Source organism: Geothrix sp. (assembly GCF_030219325.1).
In the GTDB taxonomy this organism is placed as follows: Bacteria; Acidobacteriota; Holophagae; order Holophagales; family Holophagaceae; genus Geothrix.
Window position 1 is genome coordinate 3329152 of sequence record NZ_CP126625.1, and the last position, 23012, is coordinate 3352163.

Annotated in this window: 30 protein-coding genes and 4 tRNA genes; 13 read left to right on the plus strand and 21 right to left on the minus strand. The window is 67.2% G+C overall.

Going from position 1 to position 23012, the window contains the following annotated elements:
• Positions 1-353: 353 nt before the first annotated feature.
• From rplL to frr, 18 genes are all read right to left on the minus strand, one after another.
• Entirely contained in the window at positions 354-734 is a 381-nt protein-coding gene (gene rplL, locus QOZ81_RS14680) for a 50S ribosomal protein L7/L12 (protein WP_366083026.1), read from the minus strand.
• Positions 735-780: 46 nt separating this feature from the next.
• Entirely contained in the window at positions 781-1269 is a 489-nt protein-coding gene (rplJ, locus tag QOZ81_RS14685) for a 50S ribosomal protein L10 (protein ID WP_291204642.1), read from the minus strand.
• A gap of 10 nt (positions 1270-1279) precedes the next feature.
• Positions 1280-1969 (minus strand): 50S ribosomal protein L1, encoded by a 690-nt coding sequence (gene rplA / locus QOZ81_RS14690; protein WP_291204639.1) that lies wholly within the window; start codon positions 1967-1969, stop codon positions 1280-1282.
• 136 nt (positions 1970-2105) lie between these two features.
• On the minus strand, positions 2106-2537 hold the full coding sequence (gene rplK, locus QOZ81_RS14695) for a 50S ribosomal protein L11 (protein WP_291204636.1): 432 nt from the start codon (positions 2535-2537) through the stop codon (positions 2106-2108).
• 166 nt (positions 2538-2703) lie between these two features.
• A complete protein-coding gene (gene nusG / locus QOZ81_RS14700) occupies positions 2704-3348 on the minus strand; it encodes a transcription termination/antitermination protein NusG (RefSeq protein ID WP_291204633.1) in 645 nt (214 codons plus the stop codon).
• A gap of 13 nt (positions 3349-3361) precedes the next feature.
• Positions 3362-3556: a preprotein translocase subunit SecE gene (gene secE / locus QOZ81_RS14705; protein WP_291204631.1), complete on the minus strand. Its 195-nt coding sequence runs from the start codon at positions 3554-3556 to the stop codon at positions 3362-3364.
• A gap of 69 nt (positions 3557-3625) precedes the next feature.
• Positions 3626-3701, minus strand: a tRNA-Trp gene (locus QOZ81_RS14710).
• Positions 3702-3756: 55 nt separating this feature from the next.
• Positions 3757-3906 carry a 50S ribosomal protein L33 gene (gene rpmG, locus QOZ81_RS14715; protein ID WP_291204628.1) on the minus strand — a complete coding sequence of 50 codons (150 nt, stop codon included), beginning with the start codon at positions 3904-3906 and terminating at the stop codon, positions 3757-3759.
• Positions 3907-3938: 32 nt separating this feature from the next.
• Positions 3939-5132, minus strand: coding sequence for an elongation factor Tu (gene tuf, locus QOZ81_RS14720; RefSeq protein ID WP_291204625.1), 1194 nt, complete (start codon positions 5130-5132; stop codon positions 3939-3941).
• Positions 5133-5183: 51 nt separating this feature from the next.
• Positions 5184-5258 (minus strand) — tRNA-Thr (locus tag QOZ81_RS14725).
• 68 nt (positions 5259-5326) lie between these two features.
• Positions 5327-5402 (minus strand) — tRNA-Gly (locus QOZ81_RS14730).
• 50 nt (positions 5403-5452) lie between these two features.
• Positions 5453-5539 (minus strand) — tRNA-Tyr (locus tag QOZ81_RS14735).
• Positions 5540-5696: 157 nt separating this feature from the next.
• Positions 5697-6443: a 23S rRNA (guanosine(2251)-2'-O)-methyltransferase RlmB gene (gene rlmB / locus QOZ81_RS14740; protein ID WP_291204624.1), complete on the minus strand. Its 747-nt coding sequence runs from the start codon at positions 6441-6443 to the stop codon at positions 5697-5699.
• Between the two features lie 2 nt (positions 6444-6445).
• Entirely contained in the window at positions 6446-7777 is a 1332-nt protein-coding gene (locus QOZ81_RS14745; RefSeq protein WP_291204622.1) for an OmpP1/FadL family transporter, read from the minus strand.
• Between the two features lie 161 nt (positions 7778-7938).
• On the minus strand, positions 7939-8229 hold the full coding sequence (locus tag QOZ81_RS14750; RefSeq protein ID WP_291204619.1) for a hypothetical protein: 291 nt from the start codon (positions 8227-8229) through the stop codon (positions 7939-7941).
• Positions 8230-8258: 29 nt separating this feature from the next.
• A complete protein-coding gene (locus tag QOZ81_RS14755; protein ID WP_291204615.1) occupies positions 8259-9410 on the minus strand; it encodes a sensor histidine kinase in 1152 nt (383 codons plus the stop codon).
• Between the two features lie 83 nt (positions 9411-9493).
• Positions 9494-10267: a TSUP family transporter gene (locus tag QOZ81_RS14760; protein ID WP_291204612.1), complete on the minus strand. Its 774-nt coding sequence runs from the start codon at positions 10265-10267 to the stop codon at positions 9494-9496.
• A 4-nt stretch (positions 10268-10271) separates the two neighbouring features.
• Complete coding sequence (gene frr, locus QOZ81_RS14765; protein ID WP_291204609.1) at positions 10272-10847, minus strand: ribosome recycling factor; 576 nt, start codon at positions 10845-10847, stop codon at positions 10272-10274.
• Between the two features lie 116 nt (positions 10848-10963).
• Between frr and QOZ81_RS14770 the strand changes: the two genes are divergently transcribed.
• Together QOZ81_RS14770 and QOZ81_RS14775 are read left to right on the plus strand one after the other, a co-directional pair.
• Positions 10964-11815, plus strand: coding sequence for an alpha/beta hydrolase family protein (locus QOZ81_RS14770; RefSeq protein WP_291204605.1), 852 nt, complete (start codon positions 10964-10966; stop codon positions 11813-11815).
• 16 nt (positions 11816-11831) lie between these two features.
• Positions 11832-12257: a hypothetical protein gene (locus tag QOZ81_RS14775; protein WP_291204602.1), complete on the plus strand. Its 426-nt coding sequence runs from the start codon at positions 11832-11834 to the stop codon at positions 12255-12257.
• Positions 12258-12272: 15 nt separating this feature from the next.
• Here the strand turns inward: QOZ81_RS14775 and aceA are convergent, their stop codons facing one another.
• Entirely contained in the window at positions 12273-13547 is a 1275-nt protein-coding gene (gene aceA / locus QOZ81_RS14780; RefSeq protein WP_291204599.1) for an isocitrate lyase, read from the minus strand.
• Between the two features lie 152 nt (positions 13548-13699).
• Here aceA and QOZ81_RS14785 point away from each other — a divergent pair, with 152 nt between their 5' ends.
• The gene (locus tag QOZ81_RS14785) at positions 13700-15142 is read left to right on the plus strand and encodes a helix-turn-helix domain-containing protein (protein WP_291204596.1); all 1443 of its coding nucleotides are present in this window, start codon (positions 13700-13702) and stop codon (positions 15140-15142) included.
• On the opposite strand, the gene QOZ81_RS14790 is transcribed toward QOZ81_RS14785, so the two are convergent.
• Both QOZ81_RS14790 and purM read right to left on the minus strand, forming a co-directional pair.
• The gene (locus QOZ81_RS14790) at positions 15143-16201 is read right to left on the minus strand and encodes an acyltransferase family protein (protein ID WP_291204593.1); all 1059 of its coding nucleotides are present in this window, start codon (positions 16199-16201) and stop codon (positions 15143-15145) included.
• A gap of 359 nt (positions 16202-16560) precedes the next feature.
• The gene (gene purM / locus QOZ81_RS14795; protein WP_291204590.1) at positions 16561-17595 is read right to left on the minus strand and encodes a phosphoribosylformylglycinamidine cyclo-ligase; all 1035 of its coding nucleotides are present in this window, start codon (positions 17593-17595) and stop codon (positions 16561-16563) included.
• 88 nt (positions 17596-17683) lie between these two features.
• On the opposite strand from purM, the gene QOZ81_RS14800 reads away from it, so the two are divergent.
• The 10 genes from QOZ81_RS14800 (at position 17684) to QOZ81_RS14845 (ending at position 22988) form a co-directional block, all read left to right on the plus strand.
• On the plus strand, positions 17684-18364 hold the full coding sequence (locus tag QOZ81_RS14800) for a hypothetical protein (protein ID WP_291204587.1): 681 nt from the start codon (positions 17684-17686) through the stop codon (positions 18362-18364).
• Between the two features lie 82 nt (positions 18365-18446).
• Positions 18447-18917: a hypothetical protein gene (locus tag QOZ81_RS14805; RefSeq protein WP_291204584.1), complete on the plus strand. Its 471-nt coding sequence runs from the start codon at positions 18447-18449 to the stop codon at positions 18915-18917.
• 49 nt (positions 18918-18966) lie between these two features.
• Positions 18967-19530, plus strand: a complete 564-nt coding sequence (folE, locus tag QOZ81_RS14810; protein WP_291204581.1) for a GTP cyclohydrolase I — start codon at positions 18967-18969, stop codon at positions 19528-19530.
• A gap of 8 nt (positions 19531-19538) precedes the next feature.
• A complete protein-coding gene (locus tag QOZ81_RS14815; RefSeq protein WP_291204579.1) occupies positions 19539-19916 on the plus strand; it encodes a hypothetical protein in 378 nt (125 codons plus the stop codon).
• 59 nt (positions 19917-19975) lie between these two features.
• Positions 19976-20863 (plus strand): aldo/keto reductase, encoded by an 888-nt coding sequence (locus tag QOZ81_RS14820; RefSeq protein ID WP_291204577.1) that lies wholly within the window; start codon positions 19976-19978, stop codon positions 20861-20863.
• A 23-nt stretch (positions 20864-20886) separates the two neighbouring features.
• Positions 20887-21204, plus strand: a complete 318-nt coding sequence (locus QOZ81_RS14825; protein ID WP_291204575.1) for a hypothetical protein — start codon at positions 20887-20889, stop codon at positions 21202-21204.
• 14 nt (positions 21205-21218) lie between these two features.
• Complete coding sequence (locus tag QOZ81_RS14830; protein WP_291204572.1) at positions 21219-21674, plus strand: hypothetical protein; 456 nt, start codon at positions 21219-21221, stop codon at positions 21672-21674.
• Between the two features lie 77 nt (positions 21675-21751).
• A complete protein-coding gene (locus QOZ81_RS14835; protein WP_291204569.1) occupies positions 21752-21967 on the plus strand; it encodes a hypothetical protein in 216 nt (71 codons plus the stop codon).
• 5 nt (positions 21968-21972) lie between these two features.
• Positions 21973-22509, plus strand: a complete 537-nt coding sequence (locus QOZ81_RS14840) for an NADPH-dependent FMN reductase (protein ID WP_291204566.1) — start codon at positions 21973-21975, stop codon at positions 22507-22509.
• Positions 22506-22988 carry a YaiI/YqxD family protein gene (locus tag QOZ81_RS14845; RefSeq protein WP_291204564.1) on the plus strand — a complete coding sequence of 161 codons (483 nt, stop codon included), beginning with the start codon at positions 22506-22508 and terminating at the stop codon, positions 22986-22988. The genes QOZ81_RS14840 and QOZ81_RS14845 overlap by 4 nt, the downstream gene beginning before the upstream one ends.
• The last annotated feature ends 24 nt before the right edge of the window (positions 22989-23012 follow it).

Here is a 23012-nt window from a genome sequence, read left to right on the forward strand (position 1 = left end):
GGTAAAGTTGGCGGAACCTTCTATGGACGGCACGCGGCACGGCATTTCACAGCTGCGGGCCTTGAGCAAAGACGGCTTTGTCCCAGGGCTGGAAGCCCCGGTACGGGATTACGTGAGGTGGTGCGGGGTGCCCCGGTACGAACCGATGGCCACCCTGCCACCCAGCGGTGGAAGGTGCGGCCCAGGAACGAGGATGGCGCTGCGACGGCGGGCGTTTGGCAACCAGGGGCCTTTATGAAGGCGGTCCATCCGGGAGTCCGGACGGAAGGAATAATCGTACCATATCCAGACAGAACCGCAAAGCGTAAGGTGCGAGAGGCACCCCACGCTTTGCGTTAATGCTGCGATAAAAGCTACTTGATCTCGACCTTGGCGCCAGCGGCCTCGAGCTTTTCCTTGATCTTGGCAGCTTCGTCCTTGGCCACGCCTTCCTTGACGGCCTTGGGAGCGCCATCGACCAGGTCCTTGGCTTCCTTGAGGCCCAGGCCGGCGACGATCTCGCGGACGGCCTTGATGACGTTCAGCTTGTTGGCGCCGGCGTCCATGAGCATGACGTTGAATTCCGTCTGCTCTTCCACGGCGGCGGCCGGGGCGCCAGCGCCAGCGGCGGGGGCAGCGGCGGCGGCGGCGGACACGCCGAAGCGGTCCTCGAGGGCCTTGACCAGGTTCGCCAGGTCAAGGACGGTCATGGTTTCGATTTCAGCGATGAGCTGATCGGCAGTGAGAGCCATGATGGCCTCCTAAAATTCGAAATGGGGTTTTGGATTCGGGGTTGGGGTGCTACTCGCCGGCCTTCTGCTTGCGGATGCCATCGAGGGCGACCGCCAGACCGGAGATGGGATAGGTCATGAGGTAGAGCAGCTTGGCGATCAGCACATCGCGGCTGGGCAGCTCGGCCAGGACCTGGAGCTGCTTGGCGTCGATCAGCTTGCCATCCATGACGCCGGCCTTGAAGGTCGCCGCGGGATTGTCCTTCAGGAAGCCATTGATGGCCTTGGCCATGGCAACGACGTCGTCGTTGGTGGTGGCGATGGCGCTGGCGCCCTTGAAGGAACCGCCCAGGGCCTCGAAGGACGTATCCTTCACGGCCAGGCGGAGCAGGGTGTTCTTGCTGACACGATACTGGGCCTTGCTCTCGCGGACGCTCTTGCGGAAGGCGGTGTCCTTCTCGACCACGAGGCCCTTGAATTCGATCACGACGGCCGAGGTGGCGGACGCGAAGGTTTCCTTGAGTTCGGCGACTTCGGCGAATTTCTTGGTCTTTTCCATGGTCAGCCTCCTACTTCTCAACACTGGTGTTGAGGGTGACCGAGGGGCCCATGGTGGAGGCGATGTAGATCGTCTTCACGTATTTCCCCTTTGCCGTGGCGGGCTTGGCCTTGTGGACGGCATCGATGAGGGCCTTGGCGTTCTCTTCCAGCTTCTCGACGCCGAAGGAGAGCTTGCCGACGCCAGCGTGGATGATGCCGGTCTTGTCGACGCGGTATTCCACCTTGCCGGCCTTGATCTCCTTGATGGCCTTGGCCACGTCGAAGGTCACGGTCCCGGTCTTGGGGTTGGGCATGAGGCCGCGGGGACCGAGCACTTTGCCCAGTCGGCCGACGCCCTTCATCATGTCGGGGGTCGCGACGAGGGCATCGAAGTCGAGGAATCCGCCGGCGATCTTCTCGACCAGCTCGTCCCCGCCCACGATCTCGGCGCCCGCAGCTTCCGCTTCCTTGATCTTCTCGCCGCCTGCGATCACAGCCACACGCATGGTCTTGCCCGTTCCGTGGGGCAGGACGATGGTGCCGCGGACCATCTGGTCCGCGTGGCGGGGATCCACTCCGAGCCGCATGTGCACTTCCACCGTCTCGTCGAACTTGGCGAATGCCGTGTCCTTCACGATGGTGAGAGCGTCCTTCAGCTCATAGGGGCGATCTTCGATCTTGGCCGCGGCAGCCCGGTACTTCTTTCCAGGTTTTGCCATAGTGGCTCCATTCGAACAATCTCCCGCGATGTCGGTCGCGGTGGCCGGGATCGCCGCACGACGCGGCTTTCCAACAAAAAACGAGAATCAACAACAGGGTTCGCGCGGGCTTGGGACCCACGCGAGAGAGAATGGCCTAATCGATGACGTCGACGCCCATGGAGCGGGCGGAGCCGGCGATGGAACGGACGGCGGCCTCGAGGCTGCCGGCGGTGAGGTCGGGCATCTTGACCTTGGCGATCTCGGCGAGCTGGGCCTTGGTGATCTTGCCGACCTTGGTCTTGTTGGGCGTGGCGCTGCCCTTGTCCAGGCCGAGCTTCTTCTTGATGAGCACGGCGGCGGGCGGGGTCTTCAGGATGAAGCTGAAGCTGCGGTCGGCGTAGACGGTGATGACGACGGGCAGCGTGGTGCCCTTCTCGACCGCGCCCACGGACTTCGCGTTGAACTGCTTCACGAACTCCATGATGTTCACGCCGTGCTGGCCCAGGGCCGGACCGACGGGAGGTGCCGGGGTGGCCTCGCCCGCGGGCAGCTGCAGCTTGATGTAGCCAGTGATCTTCTTTGCCATGGGGATGCTCCCGCGGGGGATTCCGGCACATGCCGGCGACGTCCGCCTTGAGGGTGGGGATCCTGGGGACCCGCCAACCGGGGTTGAAAAGGTCCCGGCCGAAAGAGGCCGGGACTGGAAAGTCTACCAAAAGGACCTCGAAAAGTCCTTAGGAGATATGGAAACCCTACCGTTTTTCGACCTGGATGAAGTCCAGCTCGACGGGGGTGGATCGGCCGAAGACGGTCACCATGACCTTGATGGTGGAGCGCTCCTCGTGGATCTCCTCCACATCGCCCTCGAAGTTGGCGAAGGGGCCATCGATGATGCGGACCTTCTCGCCCTTCTCGAAGTGGTACTTGGGCTTGGGCTTCTCCTGGGTCTCTTCGGTGTGGTGCATGATCTGCCGGACTTCCTCGTCCGTCAGGGGCGTGGGCCGCTTCTTGTTGGCCCCCACGAAGCTCGTGACCTTGGGCGTGTTCCGGACCAGGTGCCAGTCGGCATCGGCCATCTCCACGGAGCCATCGGGCTTGCGCTCGACCTGGATCTGCACGAGCAGGTAGCCGGGGAACGACTTGCGCTTCTTGACGACGCGTTCCTTCTTGCCGGACTTGGCGTCGACCTTCATCTCCTCGTAGGTCTCCTCGGGGATCTGGATGTCGCCGAAGCTGTCCTGCCGCTCCTCCATCTGGATGCGCTGGCGGAGATGCTCCATCACCTTGGCTTCATAGCCGGAGTAGGTGTGGATGATGAACCACTTCAGTTCGCGGCCCTGAGGCTGGGCCGTGGCGTCCTGCGGGGTGTCCTGGGGAATGCTCACGAGATCGGTCATGCCTGCCTCCGCTTCAGCGAGTCTTCAGGAAGAAGTACGCGAAGCCCTTGGAGAGAACCCAATCCACGGACCAGAGGAAGGCCCCCACGAACACCGAAACGACGACCACCGTCCAAGCGGAGGTCATCACCTTCTCCTTGGTGGGCCAATCCACCCGGTCGAGTTCGGCGAAGAGATCCTTGGCCTGCTGCTTGATGGCACCGATCACGATGGACCCCGTGGAATGGACGTCGATCAGAAAAACCTGGCCCCGAGCGGGAGCGCCGGGGCCGGGAAGTGGCAGGGGAGACAGGGTTCGAACCCGCGACCTGCGGATTTGGAGTCCGCTGCTCTACCAGCTGAGCTACTCCCCTGTGGGACCGCCCGGCGACTGGTGGCGCCGGGCGGGGAACCCTTGGATCCCGAGCCCTACTTGGACTCGCGATGGATCTTGTAACCACCACAGAAACGGCAGAACTTGTTGAATTCAAGCTTGCCCGTGGTGGTCTTCTTGTTCTTGGTGGTGCTGTAGTTCTTGCGTTTGCATTCCTGGCACTGCAGGTGAACGATGTCGCGCATGGTGACCTCCTAAGTCGGAGGGCGGATCGGCCTTAGGCCAGGATCTCGCCCACGTTGCCGGCGCCCACCGTGCGACCACCCTCGCGGATGGCGAACTTCAGGCCCTTGTCCATGGCGATGGGCTGGATCAGCTCAACCGTCAGGGTCACGTTATCGCCGGGCATCACCATTTCGCGGCCGGCCTCGAGCTCGATGGAGCCGGTCACGTCGGTGGTGCGGAAGTAGAACTGGGGACGGTACTTGTTGAAGAAGGGGGTGTGGCGCCCGCCCTCTTCCTTGGTCAGCACGTACACCTGGGCGTTGAACTTGGTGTGGGGGGTGATGCTGCCGGGCTTGGCGAGCACCTGGCCACGCTCCACGTCCTTGCGCTCCACGCCGCGGAGCAGGATGCCGGCGTTGTCACCAGCCTGGCCCTGGTCCAGGGACTTGCGGAACATCTCGACGCCGGTCACGACCTTCTTGACGGTGTCCTTGAGGCCGATGATCTCGATTTCCTCACCGACGCGGACGATGCCCTGCTCGATGCGGCCGGTCACCACGGTGCCGCGGCCGGTGATGGTGAACACGTCCTCGACGGGCATGATGAAGGGCTTGTCGATGGCGCGGGTGGGATCGGGAATGTAGGAATCGACGGCCGCCATGAGCTCATGGATGCACGCGCAGTCGGCGTGATCCGGGGTCTCGGCATGGTCGAGGGCCAGGCGGGCGGAACCCTTGATGATGGGGATATCGTCGCCGGGGTACTGGTAGGAGGACAGCAGGTCGCGGATTTCCATCTCCACCAGCTCGGTGAGCTCGGGGTCGGCGATGTCGACCTTGTTCATGAAGACGACGATGTAGGGCACGCCGACCTGACGGGCGAGCAGGATGTGCTCGCGGGTCTGGGGCATGGGGCCGTCCGTGGCGGCGACCACGAGGATCGCGCCGTCCATCTGGGCCGCGCCGGTGATCATGTTCTTCACGTAGTCGGCGTGGCCGGGGCAGTCGACGTGCGCATAGTGGCGCTTCTCGGTCTGGTACTCGACGTGGGCCGTGTTGATCGTGATCCCGCGGGCCTTCTCTTCGGGCGCGCTGTCGATCTGGTCGTAGGACTTGGTCTCGCCACCGAACTTCTTGGAGAGCACGAAGGTGATCGCCGCCGTCAGCGTGGTTTTGCCGTGGTCCACATGGCCGATGGTGCCGATGTTGACGTGGGTCTTTGAACGATCGAATTTCTCTTTGGCCACGAATGCCTCCTGAAAGGTGGGAGAGAAGATGAAGGGGAACTGTGCAAAAGGTGGAGCCCACAACCGGGCTTGAACCGGTGACCTCTTCCTTACCAAGGAAGTGCTCTACCACTGAGCTATGTGGGCTTTGAACGCTCCCGCCGCCCGGCGGGTGACTTGACCGTCTTCCGGAGTGGTCCGGACGACGGGGAGGGTGGAGCGGGAAACGGGGTTCGAACCCGCGACATTCAGCTTGGAAGGCTGACGCTCTACCAACTGAGCTATTCCCGCGGTGGAACTCCGAGTACGGGACCCAGCCATCTGGAAGAGCTCCAGGGGACTGGTGCCGAGAGAAGGATTCGAACCTCCGTAACGCGTTGCGTGGCAGATTTACAGTCTGCTGCCATTAACCACTCGGCCATCTCGGCATGCTTGTCCGGCGCCCCTCCCGGGGCTTGTCAAACCTATCCGGGTTGCCCCGGGGAGGCATCCCTTCGAAGCCCCTTGGAGCTTCGTGTCAGGGTCACTGCGAGGCAGGGCTTTCCTGACAGGGAACTCGAAAGGTATCACGGCAACGGGACACCCTCAAGGGGAAACTTCTGAAGTGGGGTGGCTTCGTCGCGCCACCACGCGGAAGAGCGTGACCGCCGCGGCGGCAGACACGTTCAGGCTTTCGATGCCGCCCGGCATGAGGATGTGCAGCAATCCGTCGCAGCGCTCCCGGATCTTCAAATGCAGCCCCTCCCCTTCGGCCCCCAGGACCAGCACCGTGGCACGATCGAAGGGCTCGTCCAGGTAGTCGCGACTGCCCTCGCCCGCCGCCAGGCCGTAGATCCAGGCGCCGACCTCCTTCAGGTCATCCAGGGCGCGGCCGAGGTTCACCACGCGGCACACCGGCACCCGGCCGGCGGTGCCGGCGCTGGCGCGGATCACGGTCTCGTTCACCTGGGCGGATCGCCGTTCCGGCAGCAGCACCCCATCGACGGCGACTGCCGCAGCGGAACGCAGGATGGCCCCCAGGTTGTGCGGATCCGTCACCCCGTCCAGAGCGAGCACCAGGGCCGCATCACCCTTCGTCTTCAGGCGGGCCACCACGTCTTCGAAATCCGTGTATGCGAAGGCTGTGCCCTCGCCCAGGACGCCCTGATGGCGCTGCCCCTGGCTGCGCCGGTCCAGACCCTCCATGGGCTCGCGATGCACGACCACACCTGCGGCGCGGGCTTCGGAGACCAGCTTGGCCACCCGCCCGAAGGCCGCCGGGGCCACCCACAGGGAGTGCAGCTCCCCCCGCGACAGGGCCTCTTCGCAGGCATGGGGGCCGAGGTATCGCAAGGCTAGAACGTCTTCTTGAAACCGAGGGCCAGGAGATGACCCATGCCCTCCATGCGGACGCGGGTGCCGACCGAACGGAATCCGGACCAGCTCCAGACGCCATTCAGGCGGCTGGTGTCCTGGTCTTCGCTCTGCCGGTACTGGTAGCCCAGGTTCAGCTCGCCCCCCCACACCTTGTAGCCGGCGCCGAAGGAGAAGGCCGCCGTGCGCGATCCGCCGAGCAGGGGCTCGGTGCTGCCCTCCTCCACGCTCCGCTGATCCAGAGCCAGGCCGCCACGCAGGGTCCAGAACTTTCCGAGTTCCACTTCCGCAGAGAGGTTCAGGCCCAGGTGCCCCCGGCCCCGGGGCAGGTCGGTCGGCGCCGAGACGGTTCCCGACGGCGTCTCGACCGTGGCGAAGGTAGGCACCCGCAGGCTGGCCGAGGTCCAGCGCAGGTCCGCCTCCCAGGTCATCATCGGGGTGAGGCGGTGGCGCAGGCCGAAGGTGGTCTGCGAGGGGAGTTCCAGAGTGCTCGAGCCCGCCTTGGGGGTGGATCCGGCCAGCAGGACGCTGGCGCGGGCGCTGGCGCCGAGCGGCGCGGTGCTCAGCCCGTCGTTGGCGTAGAAGCCCAGCGGGGCATCCCGGAATTCCGCCTTCAGGCCGAGGTCGCCCTTCAGGCCCGACTGATGGGCGAAGCCCAAGGTCCAGCGCGGGTTGATCGCCCAGCGAACCCCCAGGGAGTAGCTGGGCACCACCTTGTCCCCGCCCTGCCCGATCCGATGTTCCACCAGGCCGTTCACCGCGTTGGAACCCGAGACCGGCTGGGTCGGATCGTTGGGCACATTGAGACGCATGACGCTGCTGGAGTCGTACGAGAGGCGGGCGACGCCCAGGCCGAGTCCCACGGAGAGATTGGGGCTGAGGGTCCAGGCCGATTGGCCTTCCAGACGGCGCGCCGACAGATCGATCCCGTCGCCCAGGTAGCGGCTGGGGGCATTGTCCAGGAGCCTCGAGTGGCGGAGGTAGGGTTCGTCCAGCTTCAGCCCCAGCGTCAGCGTCGGCGACAGGCGGGCAGCCAGGCCGAAGGCCCCGAGGGTCCGGTTCCGGTCGTAGCTGAAGTAGGTCGTCCGGACCGCCGTCTGCTCCGACTCCAGGCTCTGCTGGGTGGATGACATCTCCAGGCCCATGGCCAGGTAGAAGCCCCCCTTCTCCTTGAGGGAGGCGAGCAGCGCGGGATTGGTGGCGGCGGCTTCCAGGCTGTAGCCGTAGGCCACCTGGGCGCCGCTTCGCGAGATGCCCACGGGATCTGCGGCCGGCAGGGCCATGCTCTGGGCGGCCACTGGAAGGGCGGCCAAGCCCACCGCCAGCCCCATCCCGACACTTCCACGAACCAGCTGGACCATACCTGACGCCTCCCGAGACACGCTTCTTGAATGGCTCGAACCCGGGAAGGGTTCAAACCGAAGACTCCAGGATCGCCAAAAGGGCACGAATCACCAAGCGCATTCCGCTCAGGTCAATGCTCAGACTCGCCCATGAAGCGCACCAGCAGGCGATCCACCAGTTCCCAGACCTCCAGCAGGGCCGCCAGGCACATGACGAGGCCGGCCCCCAGGGCGAGCGCCCGGCCCCAGGGCCCCATGACCGCCCGGCAGAGGCCCGGCCACTGCCAGAACAGGGACGGCAGCCTCAGCCGGCCATAGAAGGCCAGGGTCGACAGGAGCATCCCGCCCCACAGCAGGTAGAAGAACCTCAGCGCTCGGAAGAGGACGTCCCAGGCGAAGGGACGGGGTCGGGGGGCAGGCATGGAGGGTTCAGCATACCGTGACCCACTGCTCAGTCATCCCCCGGAAGCTCGATGAAGAAGCGGGTGCCTTCGGTCCAGTTGCTGGTGAACCCCACCACTCCGCCCAGGACCGTCTCGCCCAGCAGCTTCATCCCGTAGGTCCCCAGCCCCCGTCCGCGGTTCGCCTTGGTGCTGAAAGAGCGCTGGAAGACCCGGTCCGCGACCTCGGGGGCCATGCACCCCGGGTTCTCGACGACGAAGCGGGGGCGGCCGGCACGGCGCTCGAACCAGATCCTGGCCAGCCCCCCGGGCGGCATGGCCTCCAGGGCGTTCACCACCATGTTGCTGAGGATCCGGCAGAGGATGCTCGGGTCGGTGCGCAGGCTGCCAGCTTCCGGAGAGATGGGCATCCGGATCAACCGGGAGGCCACGTCCGCACCCAGGGCCACTTCCAGGGCATCAAGCACCCCTGCGCAGGGCACGCGGCGCAGGTCGGGTACCAGCTCGCCGCACTCGGCCTGCAGGAGGCGGCGCTGGGCGTCCACCTCGGCGGTCAGGTGGCCCGCCATGTCGAGCACGTGCCCGGCCACGGAGGTGGCATCGGCCCCGGCGCCCTGGAGGATCTCCGCCCAGCCCTTCAGACCCTGGAGGGAGTTCATGAGGTCGTGGATGAAGATGCGCTCCAGGGTCTCGCGCCGCTTCAGGGCGCTGATGTCCCGGAGGGTGAGCAGGGTCAGGGGGTGCCCTGCCACCACGATGGAGGAGGTCCTCACCGCGAACTCCCGCGCTTCCCAGCGTCCGTCCCGGTGCAGGCTGATCAGGCATTCCCCTCCGGAAGGCTGACCCGTGGCCTGCGTCGCCAGGATGGACAGCAGGGCCCCGCAGCGGCGGCAGGCCCGGGAGCTGCCGCAGCCATCGGGCCCCTCTCCGGCGTGGATGCACTCCATGGTCTCGCCCAGCCTCAGCCCCCGACACCGCGTCGGCCCATCCAGCGCCAGCGCGTCGAGCAGCACGGGGTTGGCCGCGAGAATCTGACGCTGGCCGTTGAGGATCACCGCATAGCTGTCCACCGCCTCCAGGACTGCGTGGACCGTCGCGTCATCGAGGCAGAGGTCGACCTGATCATTCAGCTCTCCAGGCGTGGCCCGGCCCTGGGGCGCGAAACTGCCCCCCTGCCCAGACGGCCCGCCTGCCTTGGTCATTCATACCTCGTGGGACAAGTATGTCGAGCCAGGGTCATCCGGCAATAAGGGGTTTCCCTACCTGAAACCCCGAACTCCGGCCTTCAACCGCGCAGAATCTGCCAGCCCAGACGAAGGATCAGGGCACCCACCACCCCGATGAAGACACCCCGAACCCAGCGGCTGCCCTTGCTGAGTGCCACGTGGGCCCCCAGGTAGCCCCCCACCCCATTGGCGGCCGCCATCCCCAGGGCCACGGAGGGGAGCCAGCTCCCCTGCCAGACGAAGAGTCCCATGGCCGTCAGGTTCGAGGCCCAGTTCACGCTCTTGGCCAGGGCCGAGGCCCGCAGGAAGTCGAAGCCGAGGACCGCCACGAAGAGGAAGATGAGCAGCGAACCCACGCCCGGCCCGAAGAACCCATCGTAGAAGCCGAGACCGAGGGCGATGAGCGCCGCCAGGCCCCGCTGATGGCTGAGGCCGAAGCGCGGGGCATGCAGGTTGCCCATGTCCGGCTTGAGCAGGGTGAAGGCCAGCATCACCAGCAGCAGGCCGAACATGACCGGGCGCAGGAAGTCCCCGTGCACCCGGTAGGTGAGCCACACGCCGCCGGAGGCCCCGACGGCGGAAGCGGCCACGGGACCGATCATCTCGCGCCAGGAGAGCGTCCCCGAGCGGAGGAACTTGCCCGCCGCCATGGTGGCGCCGGTGACGGCCACCACCTTGTTCGTGCCGAGCAGGGTCGGCAGGGGCGTGCCGAAGGGCAGCGCGATCATCAGCGCCGGGATGGTGATCAGGCCGCCCCCGCCCACGATGGCATCGACGAAGCCCGCCAGCAGGGCGGCGAGCATGAGGAGGAGGAGGACTGGAAGGCTGGGCACGAATTCAGACTTTGAGAATCTCCGCTTCCTTGTGCTTCATGGCTTCATCGATCTCCTTGATGTGGGCGTCGGTGAGCTTCTGGATGTCATCCAGGCACTTCTTGGCCGTGTCCTCGGAGATGTGGGCTTCCTTCGCCTTCTCGAGCTTCTTTACGTCCTCGTTGGCATCGCGGCGGATGTTGCGTACGCCGGTCTTGATCTCCTCGCCCAGGCGGTGGAGCACCTTCACCAGCTCGCGGCGGCGTTCCTCCGTGAGCATGGGGATGGGCAGGCGGATGACGTTGCCGTCGTTCCCGGGGTTGATGCCCAGCTCGGACTTGAGGATGGCGGTCTCGATGGCCTTGATGGCGCTCTTGTCGAAGGGCTGGATCACGAGCATCCCGGCCTCGGGCACCGACACCGTGGCCATCTGGTTCACAGGCACCGTGGAGCCGTAGTAGTCCACGTGGACGTTGTCCAGCAGGCTGGCGTTGGCCCGGCCGGTGCGGATGGTGGCCATCTCCTTCTTCAGCGCCTCCACGGACGCATGCATGCGGCGCTTCGTCTCCTGAAGGATGGCGTCGGGGGTCTGGGCGGACATGGGCACCTCGGGTTGTTCAGGTTTCCTTTATACAACAGGGTGCGCCGCCTGGCTTGCCGTGGGACTTCCAATTCCCCCAGCAGGCGCCTAGAGTGAGGCCATTCCCCGAGGTACCCATGCGCACGCTCCGCCTGTTGGCCCCCTTGGCATCCCTGGCGCTCGTTCCGGCACTGACCGCCGCCCCCGCCGACATGGCGCTCACCAGCTCGGACGGCTATACCCTCAAGGGCACCCTCACCCTGCCTGCCGCCAAGGGCAAGGTCCCCGTGGTGATCCTCGCCCACCAGTTCGGCGCGGACCGCTCCGGCTGGGCGCCCCTGGCCGAGCGCCTCGCGGCCCGGGGCATCGGCACCCTGGCCCTGGACCTCCGCGGCCACGGCGCCAGCACCCGGAAGAACGGTGTGGATGTGGCGGTCACCGGCGACTTCATGGCCTCGGCCAAGGCCGTGGGTTTCGACCAGATCCCCGCCGACCTGGCCCAGGCCGCCGCCTGGCTCCGCAAGCAGCCCGGCGTGGATGGCCGCCGCATCGGCCTCGCGGGCTCCAGCGTGGGGGCCTTCTCCGTGCTGCTGGCCGCCCCCGAGGTGAAGCCCGTGGCCGTGCTCAGCCTGAGCGCCGCCGGCACCGGCGCCTTTGGTGAAGGCGCCCGGGAACGCCTCAAGGGCGCCACCCTGCGGGGCAAGGCCTCGACACTGGTGCTCGCCTCCACCGGCGACAAGGATGCCTACGAGACCGCCCTGGCCCTGAAGGACCTGCCGGGCGTGGCCCTCAACCTGAAGGAGGGCGACGAGCACGGCTTCGCCTACTTCAAGGCGCGCGCCGACCTCATGGCCGTTTTCTTCGGCGAGTACCTCACCTACCACCACACGGGCAAGGCCTACGCCACCGCCCCGAAGAAGCCCGCCACGCCGGGCAACGTCATCAACGACCAGACTGTGGCCAACCAGAAGTCGCAACCTTCCAAATAGACCCGCAGGAGGCCCCATGAGCCGGTTCTGGCAAGGGTCATCCATCGCCTGCGGCTTCTCGGCCCTGCTGATGCTCTCCCTGTCCGCCTGCTCGGGTCCCCGGCGCCTGGAGACCCGACTGGGCGGACGGCCCCTGGAGGACCTGCGCGCGGAAGCCCGCAAGGTCGAGGGTCGCTGGCAGGTGGAGCTGCTGCTGCCCATGGGGACCTGGAAGGTGGAGACCGAGGAAGGGCAGACCTTCAACGTGATCCCCGACGAACCAAGGGCGACCCTCCGCTGGACGGTCGCCCCTGATCGCTGGTCCCAGCAGGACCGGCCCTTCCGCTTCGACCTGGTGAGCGAGAAGGGCCTGCGCCTCTCCTTCGCCGTGGTCTACCCGAACACCCTGCCGAAAGCCGCGGAAGTGGTGCTCCAGGTTCTCCGCGGTTCGATTCCGATCTAGCGGCTCGATTCCGATCTAATGGAACTGCTGGGACTCCGTGGAGCCCACCAGAGCCAAAGTGGATGCCAGACCCCCGCTGATGGCCTGGGCCACCTCGTCGAAGTAGCCGGTGCCGACTTCCCGCTGGTGCCTGGTGGCGGTGTAGCCCTTCGCTTCGGAGGCGAACTCGGCTTCCTGTAGCCGCGAGTAGGCGGTCATGTGCTCGGTGCGGTAGGCGCTGGCCAGCTCGAACATGCCGTGGTTGAGGCTGTGGAAGCCCGCCAGGGTGATGAACTGGAACTTGTAGCCCATGGCCCCCAGTTCCTGCTGGAAGGTGGCGATCTCCTCATCCGAGAGCTTCTTCTTCCAGTTGAAGGAGGGCGAGCAGTTGTAGGCCAGCATCTTGCCGGGGAACTCGGCGTGCACGCCCTCGGCGAATTCCTTGGCCTCCTTCAGGTCCGGCGTGGAGGTCTCGCACCAGATGAGGTCGGCGTAGGGCGCGTAGGCCTTGGCGCGGGCGATGGCCATCTGAACGCCGCCCGTGATGCGGTGGAAGCCCTCGGGCGTGCGCTCGCCCGTGAGGAAGGGCTTGTCGCGGTCATCGATGTCGGAGGTGATGAGGCGGGCGGAATCGGCATCCGTGCGGGCGATGATGAGGCTGGGCACGTCCATGACGTCGGCGGCCAGGCGCGCAGCCACGAGGGTGCGGATGAAGTGGCCGGTGGGGATGAGCACCTTGCCGCCGAGGTGGCCGCACTTCTTCTCGCTGGAGAGCTGGTCCTCGAAGTGGACGCCGGCGGCGCCCGCCTCGATCATGCCCTTCATGAGCTCGTAGGCGTTCAGGGGCCCGCCGAAGCCGGCCTCCGCATCGGCCACGATGGGCAGGAACCAGTCGCGGGTGATGCCGCCTTCGCCATGCTCGACCTGGTCGACGCGCTGGAGGGCGTTGTTCAGCCGCTTGACCAGGGCCGGGACCGAGTTGGCCGGGTAGAGGCTCTGGTCGGGGTAGGACTGGCCTGAGAGGTTGGCGTCCGCGGCCACCTGCCAGCCCGAGCAGTAGATGGCCTTCAGGCCCGCCTTGGCCATCTGCACCGCCTGGCCCCCGGTCATGGCGCCGAGAGCGCGGGTGGGCTCCTCGTTCTGGAGCAGCTTCCAGAGCTTGCGGGACCCCAGCTTGGCCAGGGTGTGCTCGATGCGCAGGCTGCCGCGGAGCTTCTTCACCGTCTCGGCGGTGTAGGGCCGGCTGATGCCCTCCCAGCGATGGGCGGAGAAGTCGTCTTCGATGGGGGGAACGGGAAACTGGGGGGTCATGGGGCACCTCGGGAAGGGTTGTGGGTGGCGTGATGTCAAAGATTGACCTATTCTGGTTCAAGTCAATGAACAGCTGATTTGATAGGGGTTGAATTGAAAATTTCAGTCAATCATCTTCATTGATTTTGTAAATGAATGTAAACGAGGCCCCCATGCCCTCCGCCGCCCCCACCAAGCCCGCCGCCCGTCTCGGCGCCAAGATCCGCCTCCTCCGCCGCCAGGAAGGCCTGAGCCAGGTCCAGCTGGCCGAGGCCCTGGGCATCAGCCCCAGCTACCTGAACCTCATCGAGGGCAACAAGCGGCCCCTCACGGCCCCCCTGCTCATCCGCCTGGCCCAGCAGTTCAAGCTGGACCTGAAGGCCCTGGCCCCAGAGGAGGACCAGCGCCTCTCCGACGACCTCATGGAGGTCTTCGGTGACCCGCTCTTCGAACCCCTGGGGCTCCAGGCCCAGGATGTCCGCGAGCTGGTGCAGAACAGCCCGGACCTGGCCCGGGGCGTCTTCGAGCTCTACCGCGCCTTCCAGCATGCCCAGGGCAGCCTGGGCACCCTGGCCTCCAAGCTCAGCGATGGCCAGGGCTTCGACCCCGAGGCCACTCGGCTGCCCTCGGAAGAGGTCGGCGACTTCATCCAGCAGGCCATGAACCACTTCCCCGAGCTGGAAGCCGCCTCTGAAGACCTGTGGACCAGCGCCGCGCTGGATGTGGACCACCCCTACCCCGGCCTGGTGGCGGCCTTCGAGACCCGCGGCATCCAAGTGCGCGTGCATCGCGTGTCCGAGGGCCCAGGTCTCTTGCGCCGCTTCGATCCAGACCGTCGCTCCCTCAGCCTGTCCGAGCTGCTGCCCCAGCGAAGCCGCACCTTCCAGCTAGCCCACCAGCTGGCGCTGCTGGAGCACAGCGACCTGCTGGATCGCCTCACCACCCATCCGCTGCTGCGCACGCCCGCCTCGCGGGCCCTGGCCCGGGTGGCGCTAGCCAACTACTTCGCCAGCGCCGTACTCATGCCCTACGAGCGATTCATCCGCGCTGCCCGGAGTGAGCGCTATGACATCGACATCCTGGCCCGGCGCTTCCAGGCCAGCTTCGAGCAGGTGTGCCACCGCCTCACCACCCTGCGCCGCCCGGGCCTGGAGGGCGTGCCCTTCCACTTCCTGCGCATCGACATCGCCGGGAACATCTCGAAGAGCTTCTCCGCCTCGGGCATCCGCTTCGCGCGCTTCTCCGGCGCCTGCCCCCGCTGGAATTGCCATGCGGCCTTCCTCACGCCGGGCCTCATCCGCACGCAGATCAGCGAGATGCCGGATGGCCGCAAGTACTTCTGCATCGCCCGCACCCTGCAGAAGGACACCGGCGGCTACCGCGGCCAGCACGCCATGCAGGCTCTGGGGCTGGGCTGCGAGATGGGCCACGCCAAGGACCTGATCTACGCCGACGGCCTGCGCCTCGACCAGCCGCCCGTGCCCATCGGCGTCACCTGCCGCCTCTGCGAGCGCACGGACTGCGAACAGCGCGCCTTCCCGCCCCTGCAGCAGGCCTTCAAGGTCGAAGAGAACCTGCGCCGCACCAGCTTCTACGCCCGCATCGAAGGGAGCTGATCAGCCCTTCCCCAGCCGCCCGGCGGGCTCTTCGATCCACCGATGAACCGCCGCCGCCGCGAGGATGGCGAAGCCCAGAGACAGGCTGAACCCCAACCGGCCGGACACATGTGGGGCCACCAGCTTCATGGTGAACGGATGGAGCAGGTAGAGGCCGTAGCTCCAGGCGCCCAGGCGCGTGAGGGCCTTGCCGAACCAGCCCGGCTCGCCATCCCGCGTGAAGGCCGCCAGGGCCACCAGGATGGTGATGATCAACAGGTAGCGGTACCGGAGCCAGCCGGTGAGGGCCACCAGGTGGTCGAAGAACTGGGGCGTGGGCCGCAGCAGCAGCCAGAGCAGGGGCAGGGCGATGAGCAGGGCCAGCTTCGGATCCAGCCGCTCATGGGTGGTGGCGTGGAGACCCGCCAGCAGCCCGCCCCAGGCCAGCAGGAACAGCTGGTTTGGGGCCAGGACGTAGGTGTGGAACTGGTTCCAGCGCTCCTGGTCCATCACGCCATGCAGGGTGGACGGCAGGCTCCAGAGCCACAATCCGACGGCCAGGGCCGCCAGGAAGACGAGGCCACCGCGGGGCCGGCCTTTCTCCCGCAACCAAGCCAAAGCCGGATAGGCGAAGTAGAGCAGGGACACCAAGCCCACGTACCAGCCGCCGGTCACCAGGGCGTGGTTGGGGTGGAAGGCGCCGAAGGTGAGCGTCAGGTTCTCCAGGAGGAAGCGCGGCGTGGGGTCGGGCCCCATGCCCAGGTGGAAGGCCACGTTCAGCGCGCAGGCCAGGTAGAACACTGGCGCCAGGCGCAGGAAGCGCCGGAACCAGAACTTCCAGACGCCCTCCTTCTGGATCCGCGCCCAGGACGCGGTGCGAAATAACAGGAACCCGCTCAGCACGAAGAAGGCCGAGACCCCGTAGTTCCCCAGCTTCGCCAGAGCCATGTTCTGGCCCGAGCCCGACTGGGTCAGGTCGAACCACACGCTGAGGTGGTACACCGCCACGCAGAGCGCCAGGATGCCGCGCAGGGGATCCAGGAAGCCGAGGCGGCCAGCCTTGCTCGGTTCAGTCGCCACGGCACTCCCGCCTACAAATGGTTGCCCACAAATGCCTCAAGGGAAATGCCGGTTATCCACAGATGATTCAGATTACACAGACGGCCAGATTTGCTGTGAATATCCGGGTCCAGGATCCGGGGCCATCCCCATCTGCATGAAAGCTAACCGCGAATGACGCGAATGGGCGCGAATGCGGCGGGGATGGGCCGCCTGGACCTCGGGCCCCCAGCCGCGCTCTGCGGTGGCTGGCCGCTCGCGTTTCGCGCGTCCGAAGGGCGATTCGCGCCATTCGCGGTTCCAAGCTTTAAGTCTGCGTGGTTCCGGACCTAGGGATGTGTGAATCGGAATCTGTGGACCCAATTTCTTTGCTTTGAGCCTTAGCGGTAGCGCACCACGCCCGAGCCCTTCACCAGGCGCCCCAGCACCCAGGCGGGTTCCTCGGCGGCATGGAGGTCGGCGAGGACCTCCTCCACGCGGTTGGCCTTCACCACCAGCACCATGCCCACGCCCAGGTTCAGGGCTTGGCGGGCGTCGTCGATGCCCAGGCCGCCCTTCTCCATGAGGAAGGTGAACAGGGCGGGGATCTGCCAGCTGGCGGTGTCGATCTCGGCATCCAGGGTTTCGGACAGCACGCGGGGGATGTTGTCCGTGAGGCCGCCGCCCGTGATGTGGGCCATGGCCACCAGCTTGCCCGCCTTCACCAGGGGCATGACCTGGCTCAGGTAGCTGCGGTGGATGGCCAGCAGGGCCTGGGCCACGGTCTGCGTAGTGCCGGGCAGGGTGTCGTTCACGTCGAGTTTTTCGAGCTCGAAGCAGACCTTGCGGGCCAGGGAGTAGCCGTTGGTGTGCAGGCCTGAGCTGGGCAGGCCGAGCAGTACGTCGCCTTCGGCCATGTAGGTCAGCCGCGGCAGCAGGTCCGCCTCGTCCACCACGCCCACGATGGTGCCGGCCACGTCCACTTCGCCTTCGGCGTAGACGCCGGGCATCTCCGCCAGCTCGCCCCCGATGAGGGCCGATCCGGAGTTCTTGCAGGCCGTGGCCATGCCCTTCACGATCTGCTCGATGACCTCGGGCTCCAGCTGCTGGGCCGCGATGTAGTCCAGGAAGAACAGGGGCCGGGCGCCCTGCACCAGGATGTCATTGATGCAGTGGTTCACCAGGTCCTGGCCCACGGTGTCCCAGATGCCGGCGCGGCGGGCCACCTTCATCTTGGTGCCCACGCCATCCATGCTGCTCACAAGGATGGGCTTGGTCTCGGGGAACCGGGCGTCGAAGAGGCCGCCGAACAGCCCGATGTCGCTGCGGACGCCGGGGGTCTTGGTGGCCTTCACCAGGGGCTTGATGCGTTTCAGCGCCTCGTCCTGGCGGTTGATGTCCACGCCACTGGACGCGTAACTGACCTTCTGGCTCATCGCCCCTCCCGAATCCACCATGATCCCACAGGGATCTTTTCCCTCCGAGGCCAAACCTTCCCGCGGGAAAGGCCTATCTTTGGGGTGTATGGACGCCCTCTCCCTCAGCCCCCTCAGTCCGGCCAACCTCAGTGCCCTGACCGCCCTCCGCCCGGTCCCACCCCTGCCCGTCCAGGACGGCAAGACCACTGGATCCAGCGCCCTGGCCATCCAGGACCTGGCCCAGGGGTTGTTCCAGCGGGCCCTCCAGGCCAGCATCCACTCGCCGGTGTCCGAATCGGGTGGCGGCAATGTCGGGTTGGGCCAGGAGGCCACGGCCTCCCTTCTGGCCTCCCTGGCGGCCCCCCAGGCCCCAGCCAGCGCCACTGCGCCTACCGACGCCACCACCAACGCCATCACCCAGGCCGCCCCCTCCACCGCCCCCAGCGCCACACCCCCCGCAGCCGTCCTGGCGGATGCCCCTGTCACCCAGGACGCCTTTGCCAGCAGTTCGACCCTGGACTTCGCCCTGCAGGCGGCCCTGCGGTTCGGGGCTGGCGTTGCCGGCCAGGGCACGCCCGCGCTGGCCACGGCGGACCTGAGCACGGGCCTGATCCGGGATGCCGCCACCGTGCAGCGCCTGGGCAACCTCCAGGCCCAGGCCGGGGCGCCCGGCCCCGAGGCCTTCACCCTGCCCCAGGCCACCACCTCCCGGGTCCTGAGAAGCTACGAGGCCGCCCCGATCCCTGCCATCAGCGCAGAGGCCAGCAGGGTGGACGTCTTCGCCTGAGGTTGGCCCAGGATGACCCAAGCGCAGGGAGGCCTCATCTTCAGGCCCGGATCTGCCGATGATTCCAAGAGGAGGTGGGGACATGAGCGTGAATGCGATCAGCGCCCTCAGTTCCTATGCCTACCAGAGTGCCCTGAGCCAGACCGGGAGCAGCAGCCAGGCCATGTCGCAGGGGCTGGCCATGGTCCAATCCCAAGTGGCGGAGGCCAGTTCCCTCTTCTCGAACTCCGGAGCAACCGACCCGCTGGCGGCCCTGAGTGGGAGTTCCAGCCTTCCGGCCCTGTCCTCCCTGACCTACTCCGCCTCGGCTGCCTCCGGCAACGGTTCCTCCGCCGTGCAGGACCTGCTGTCCTCCTTGAGCGGGAGCCAGGGTTCGGCGCCCTCCGCCGTCACGGCCCTCCCGTGGTCCGTGGCCCTGCTGTCACCCTCCTCCGCACAGGCCCTGGTGCGCTACGCCTACGATCAGAGTCAGAACCCGAGCCACACCGCGGCCCAGGCCGCCGCGGCCGGGCAGCAGACACTGCTGGCCTCGGGCCTGAACCTGCTGGCCTGAACGCCTGCTGGCCTGCATCCGGGGCGGGAAGGCGTAGACTGGCGGAACCATGTCCGAGCCGCCTGTCATCCCCTTTGATCGCCACGCCACCGAGACGGCCGTCCGGGCGCTGCTGCGCGGTCTCGGCCAGGATCCAAGCACCCCGGAGCTCCAGGACACCCCCTCGCGGGTGGCGGAGTTCTGGGCCGAGAGACTGGCGGGCTATGGCGTGGACCTGGCTGCCGAGCTGAAGCCCCTGCCGGGCGACCTGACTCCCGTGCCCGTCATCCTGGAGCGCATCCCCTTCGTGAGCACCTGTGAGCACCACCTGGCCCCCTTCGAAGGGCATGCCACCATCGGCTACCTTCCCGGGGAGGGCGGCACGGTGGGCCTCAGCAAGCTGGTGCGCGTGGTGCAGGCCTATGCCTGGCGCCTGCAGGTGCAGGAACGCATCGCCCAGCAGGTCGCCGAGGCCCTCCAGACCCACCTCCGCCCCGCGGCCTGGGGCGTGCAGCTCGTGGCCGTCCACACCTGCATGGCCCACCGCGGCGTGAAGACCCCCGGCGTGCCGGTGCGGACCACCCTGCTGGGCGGGGCCTGGGAGGTGAATCCGCCCCCCCCCTTCCGAGCCTGAAGGCCCCCGTGTTCGCTGTCACTTCGGATCTGGAGCGCAACCGACTCTACATCACCCTCTCTGGCCATCTGGACGGCCCGGAGCGGCAGGCGGCCATCAAGGCGCTGATCGCGGAATCCGCCAAGCTGACCGAAGGATTCGGCGTGGTCACCGACATCTCGGCCCTGCACGCCTCCAACGAGGAGGGCTTCAAGGACCTCCTGCGGGTCAAGGCCGCCCTGAAGCTCAAGGGCGCCGGGCCCATCATCCGGGTGGTGGGGATCCCCCTCAGCCGCATCCAGTTCGAGCGGATCACGGAGGCCGGCGGCTACCACGCTGAAGAGGCCACCAGCCTCCAGGCAGCCGACCGTCGCCTGGACGAGCTGCAGGCCGGGGCGCGCCCCTAGATGGGCCCGGCGATGGCCATGATTGTGGAGCCGCACGCTCGCCGTGAGGTGAGGATTCCATGCACATGAACGACTTCGGAACGACGGGCCTGAAGGTCACCCCCCTCGGATTCGGCGCCATGCACCTCAACGATGGCCGCGTCACGGAAGCCGAGGCGGAACACCTGCTGAACGCGGTGCTGGACCTGGGCGTGAACCTCATCGACACGGCCCGGGGCTATGGTCTTTCGGAGGAGCGGATCGGCCGCCACCTGGCCCGCCGGCGGCAGGAATTCCTGCTCTCCACCAAGGTGGGCTACGGCATTCCCGGCATGCCCGACTGGACGGGACCCTGCATCACCGCGGGCGTGGAGGCTGCCCTCACGCGCCTGCGCTGCGAGCGCCTGGATATCGTCCACCTGCATTCCTGCCCGCTGGCCATCCTCGAGCAGGGCGAGGTCATCGACGCCCTCCAGGCCTGCGCCCGAGCCGGCACCGTGGGCGTGGTGGCCTATTCCGGGGACAACGCCGAGCTGGACTTCGCCGTCTCTTCCGGCCGCTTCGGCTCCGTGCAGACCTCCATCAGCCTCTGCGACCAGGTGAACCTCGACCAGCGCCTGCCCGCCCTCCAGGCCCTCGGCATGGGGGTGATCGCCAAGCGCCCCCTCGCGGGTGCGGTCTGGGATCACATCCATAGGCCCGAGGCCCATGCCGAGGGCCAGTACTGGGACCGCTGGCAGGCCATGGGGCTGGGCGGCCACCAGGCCGCGCTGCCCTGGACCGAGACCGCCCTGCGCTTCACCGCCCACCGGCCCGGTGTGGCCAGCAGCATCGTGGGCACCCGCAGCCTGGCCCACTTCAGGCAGAACCTGGCCTGGGTCGAGAAGGGTCCCCTGCCCGCAGATCAGGTGGAGGTCCTCAGGGAAGCCTTCCGGCGCCATGATCGGGGCTGGTCCGGGTTGATCTGACCGCTCGCCGGTACACTGTCCCCATGTCCCTCCCCACCCCTGAACTGAAGCTCGGCTACGACCTGTTCTCCAAGCTGCTGAACTGGGCGGCGGGCAAGCGGCAGTCGAAGCGCCTGGAAGCCCTGAAGTCGGCGGCCTTCCAGGAGCTGCTGAAGGGTGACGCGGCGAACCTGGATCTGGTCGCGTCGGTCCTGAAGGAGATCCACAAGGCCGCGGACACCTCCGCCCAGGCCATCCGGCTCGAGACCCTCTACGACAACGCCACCCAGCCTCCCGCCAAGGCCCGGAAGCCCGAGCGCCGGCGCGGGGCCCCGAAGAAGCCTGCCCCCAAGAAGCCCTGACCCCGGGAGTCCCTGTGCGCCCTGCCCTCTGCCTCGTGCTCGCCCTGTCCGCGTTCTGCCTGCGGGCCGGATCGGACGATCCGCCGAAAGCCGCACCCACAGCTCCCACCGTCACCACCATCGACTTCGTGGGCCGCTGGGAAGGCACGGACGACACTGGCATCACGGCTGCCTTCGAGTTCGGAGGCGACGGCTATGCCACCCTCCACATGAAGGGCCAGGTCCTCGGCGGGCGGGGGACGGGAACTCCCTCGATGCGCTACCACCTGGACTTCACTCACTCGCCCATCTGGATGGACTTCATCGCAGAGGATGGCGCCGGCAAGGAACTTGGCCGCCTGCTGGCCATCGTCGAACTGCTGAGCCCCTCTGAACTGCGGGTGATGATCCACGAGGATGCCTCGGTCCGGCCCGCCGGGTTCCATGCCGCGACGCCAAAAAACTGCGTCACCTTGAAGCGAAGGCCCTAAGCGCCGCCCCCCGGCCCGACCTTCCCGGTCTGAACCGGCCCACCCATGGTGGAATGGAGACCTCCCTCGGAGTCCCCATGTCCCTCAAGCCGTACGCAGGCCTGGCCCTCATCGCCCTCGGGGCGGCCTCCCTCGCCTGGCCGGACCTCAGCTACACCAAGGACAGCCACGACGCCAAGCTGGGCCCCCTGGAGTTCACACTGAAGCAGAAGGAAACCATCCGCGTGCCGGTCTGGGTGGGCTTGGCGGCCATCGCCGGGGGCACCCTGCTGATCTGGCGGCGGAAGGGCTGACCGCCGTGCGCATCCTGGCCCTCTCCGGCAGCCTCAGGCCGCAGTCGCTGAACGCGCTGCTGCTCCGCGAGGCGGCGCGGCTTGCCCCAGCAGGCACCGAGGTCGCCTTCTGGGAGCGCCTGGACGACCTGCCCCACTACAGCCCAGAGCGCGACCTCGATCCGCCCCCCGCGCCGGCGGCCGAGCTGCGGGGCCTGATCCGCGAGGCGGACGCCCTGCTCATCTGCACCCCGGAATACATCCACACCCTGCCCGCGGTCCTGAAGAACCTCCTGGAGTGGGTGGTGTCATCGGGCGACTGCGTGGGGAAACCCACCGCGGCCTGGAGTGCGTCCCCGTCGCTGGAGGGCGGGGCCAGGGCCCAGGCCGCCCTGGTCCACACCCTGGAGGTGATGTCCGTGCGGGTGGTGCATGCCTCTTCCCTCTGCCTCACCCTGGCCCGGTCCGGTCTGGACGATGGGGGCCGCCTGAAGGACCCCGCCCAGGAAGCGGCCCTGCGCGGGGCCCTCGAGGCGCTGGCCGCCGCCGTGGCCACGCCATGACTGGTGGAAGCGAACCGCCAGCCTCACGGATCTTCGTGGATGCGGATGCCTGCCCCGTGAAGGACGAGATCTTCCGGGTCGCCCAGCGCTACGCCCTGAAGGTGCTGGTGGTGTCCAACTCGATGCTGCGGCTCCCCCGCCACCCGCTCATCGAGGCGGTGGTGGTGGCCAAGGGCCAGTTCGATGGGGCCGATGACTGGATCGTCGAACAGATCACGGACCGGGACATCGCGGTGACGGCGGACATCCCCCTGGCAGCCCGCTGCCTGGAGAAGGGCGCCCGGGCGCTGGATGCGAAGGGCAAGGTGTACTCGCCCGATTCCATCGGCGATGCCCTGGCGAGCCGCGAGCTGATGGCCCACCTCCGGGCCATGGGCGAGATGGGCGGCGGGCCGCCGCCCTTCACCGCGAGGGATCGCTCGACCTTCCTGCAGCGCCTCGACGACCTGATCCAAGCGCTGAGGCGCGCGAAGCGGTAGACTGCAGCCTAGGGCTGAGTCGGC

Excerpts from the sequence above, each read along its gene's own strand:
- rplJ (WP_291204642.1), bottom strand. The coding sequence starts at position 1,269 with ATGGAAAAGACCAAGAAATTCGCCGAAGTCGCCGAACTCAAGGAAACC.
- rplA (WP_291204639.1), bottom strand. The coding sequence starts at position 1,969 with ATGGCAAAACCTGGAAAGAAGTACCGGGCTGCCGCGGCCAAGATCGAA.
- rplK (WP_291204636.1), bottom strand. The coding sequence starts at position 2,537 with ATGGCAAAGAAGATCACTGGCTACATCAAGCTGCAGCTGCCCGCGGGC.
- nusG (WP_291204633.1), bottom strand. The coding sequence starts at position 3,348 with ATGACCGATCTCGTGAGCATTCCCCAGGACACCCCGCAGGACGCCACG.
- rpmG (WP_291204628.1), bottom strand. The coding sequence starts at position 3,906 with ATGCGCGACATCGTTCACCTGCAGTGCCAGGAATGCAAACGCAAGAAC.
- QOZ81_RS14750 (WP_291204619.1), bottom strand. The coding sequence starts at position 8,229 with ATGCCTGCCCCCCGACCCCGTCCCTTCGCCTGGGACGTCCTCTTCCGA.
- QOZ81_RS14755 (WP_291204615.1), bottom strand. The coding sequence starts at position 9,410 with ATGACCAAGGCAGGCGGGCCGTCTGGGCAGGGGGGCAGTTTCGCGCCC.
- frr (WP_291204609.1), bottom strand. The coding sequence starts at position 10,847 with ATGTCCGCCCAGACCCCCGACGCCATCCTTCAGGAGACGAAGCGCCGC.
- QOZ81_RS14770 (WP_291204605.1), top strand. The coding sequence starts at position 10,964 with ATGCGCACGCTCCGCCTGTTGGCCCCCTTGGCATCCCTGGCGCTCGTT.
- QOZ81_RS14775 (WP_291204602.1), top strand. The coding sequence starts at position 11,832 with ATGAGCCGGTTCTGGCAAGGGTCATCCATCGCCTGCGGCTTCTCGGCC.
- aceA (WP_291204599.1), bottom strand. The coding sequence starts at position 13,547 with ATGACCCCCCAGTTTCCCGTTCCCCCCATCGAAGACGACTTCTCCGCC.
- QOZ81_RS14785 (WP_291204596.1), top strand. The coding sequence starts at position 13,700 with ATGCCCTCCGCCGCCCCCACCAAGCCCGCCGCCCGTCTCGGCGCCAAG.
- purM (WP_291204590.1), bottom strand. The coding sequence starts at position 17,595 with ATGAGCCAGAAGGTCAGTTACGCGTCCAGTGGCGTGGACATCAACCGC.
- QOZ81_RS14800 (WP_291204587.1), top strand. The coding sequence starts at position 17,684 with ATGGACGCCCTCTCCCTCAGCCCCCTCAGTCCGGCCAACCTCAGTGCC.
- QOZ81_RS14805 (WP_291204584.1), top strand. The coding sequence starts at position 18,447 with ATGAGCGTGAATGCGATCAGCGCCCTCAGTTCCTATGCCTACCAGAGT.
- folE (WP_291204581.1), top strand. The coding sequence starts at position 18,967 with ATGTCCGAGCCGCCTGTCATCCCCTTTGATCGCCACGCCACCGAGACG.
- QOZ81_RS14820 (WP_291204577.1), top strand. The coding sequence starts at position 19,976 with ATGCACATGAACGACTTCGGAACGACGGGCCTGAAGGTCACCCCCCTC.
- QOZ81_RS14825 (WP_291204575.1), top strand. The coding sequence starts at position 20,887 with ATGTCCCTCCCCACCCCTGAACTGAAGCTCGGCTACGACCTGTTCTCC.
- QOZ81_RS14835 (WP_291204569.1), top strand. The coding sequence starts at position 21,752 with ATGTCCCTCAAGCCGTACGCAGGCCTGGCCCTCATCGCCCTCGGGGCG.
- QOZ81_RS14845 (WP_291204564.1), top strand. The coding sequence starts at position 22,506 with ATGACTGGTGGAAGCGAACCGCCAGCCTCACGGATCTTCGTGGATGCG.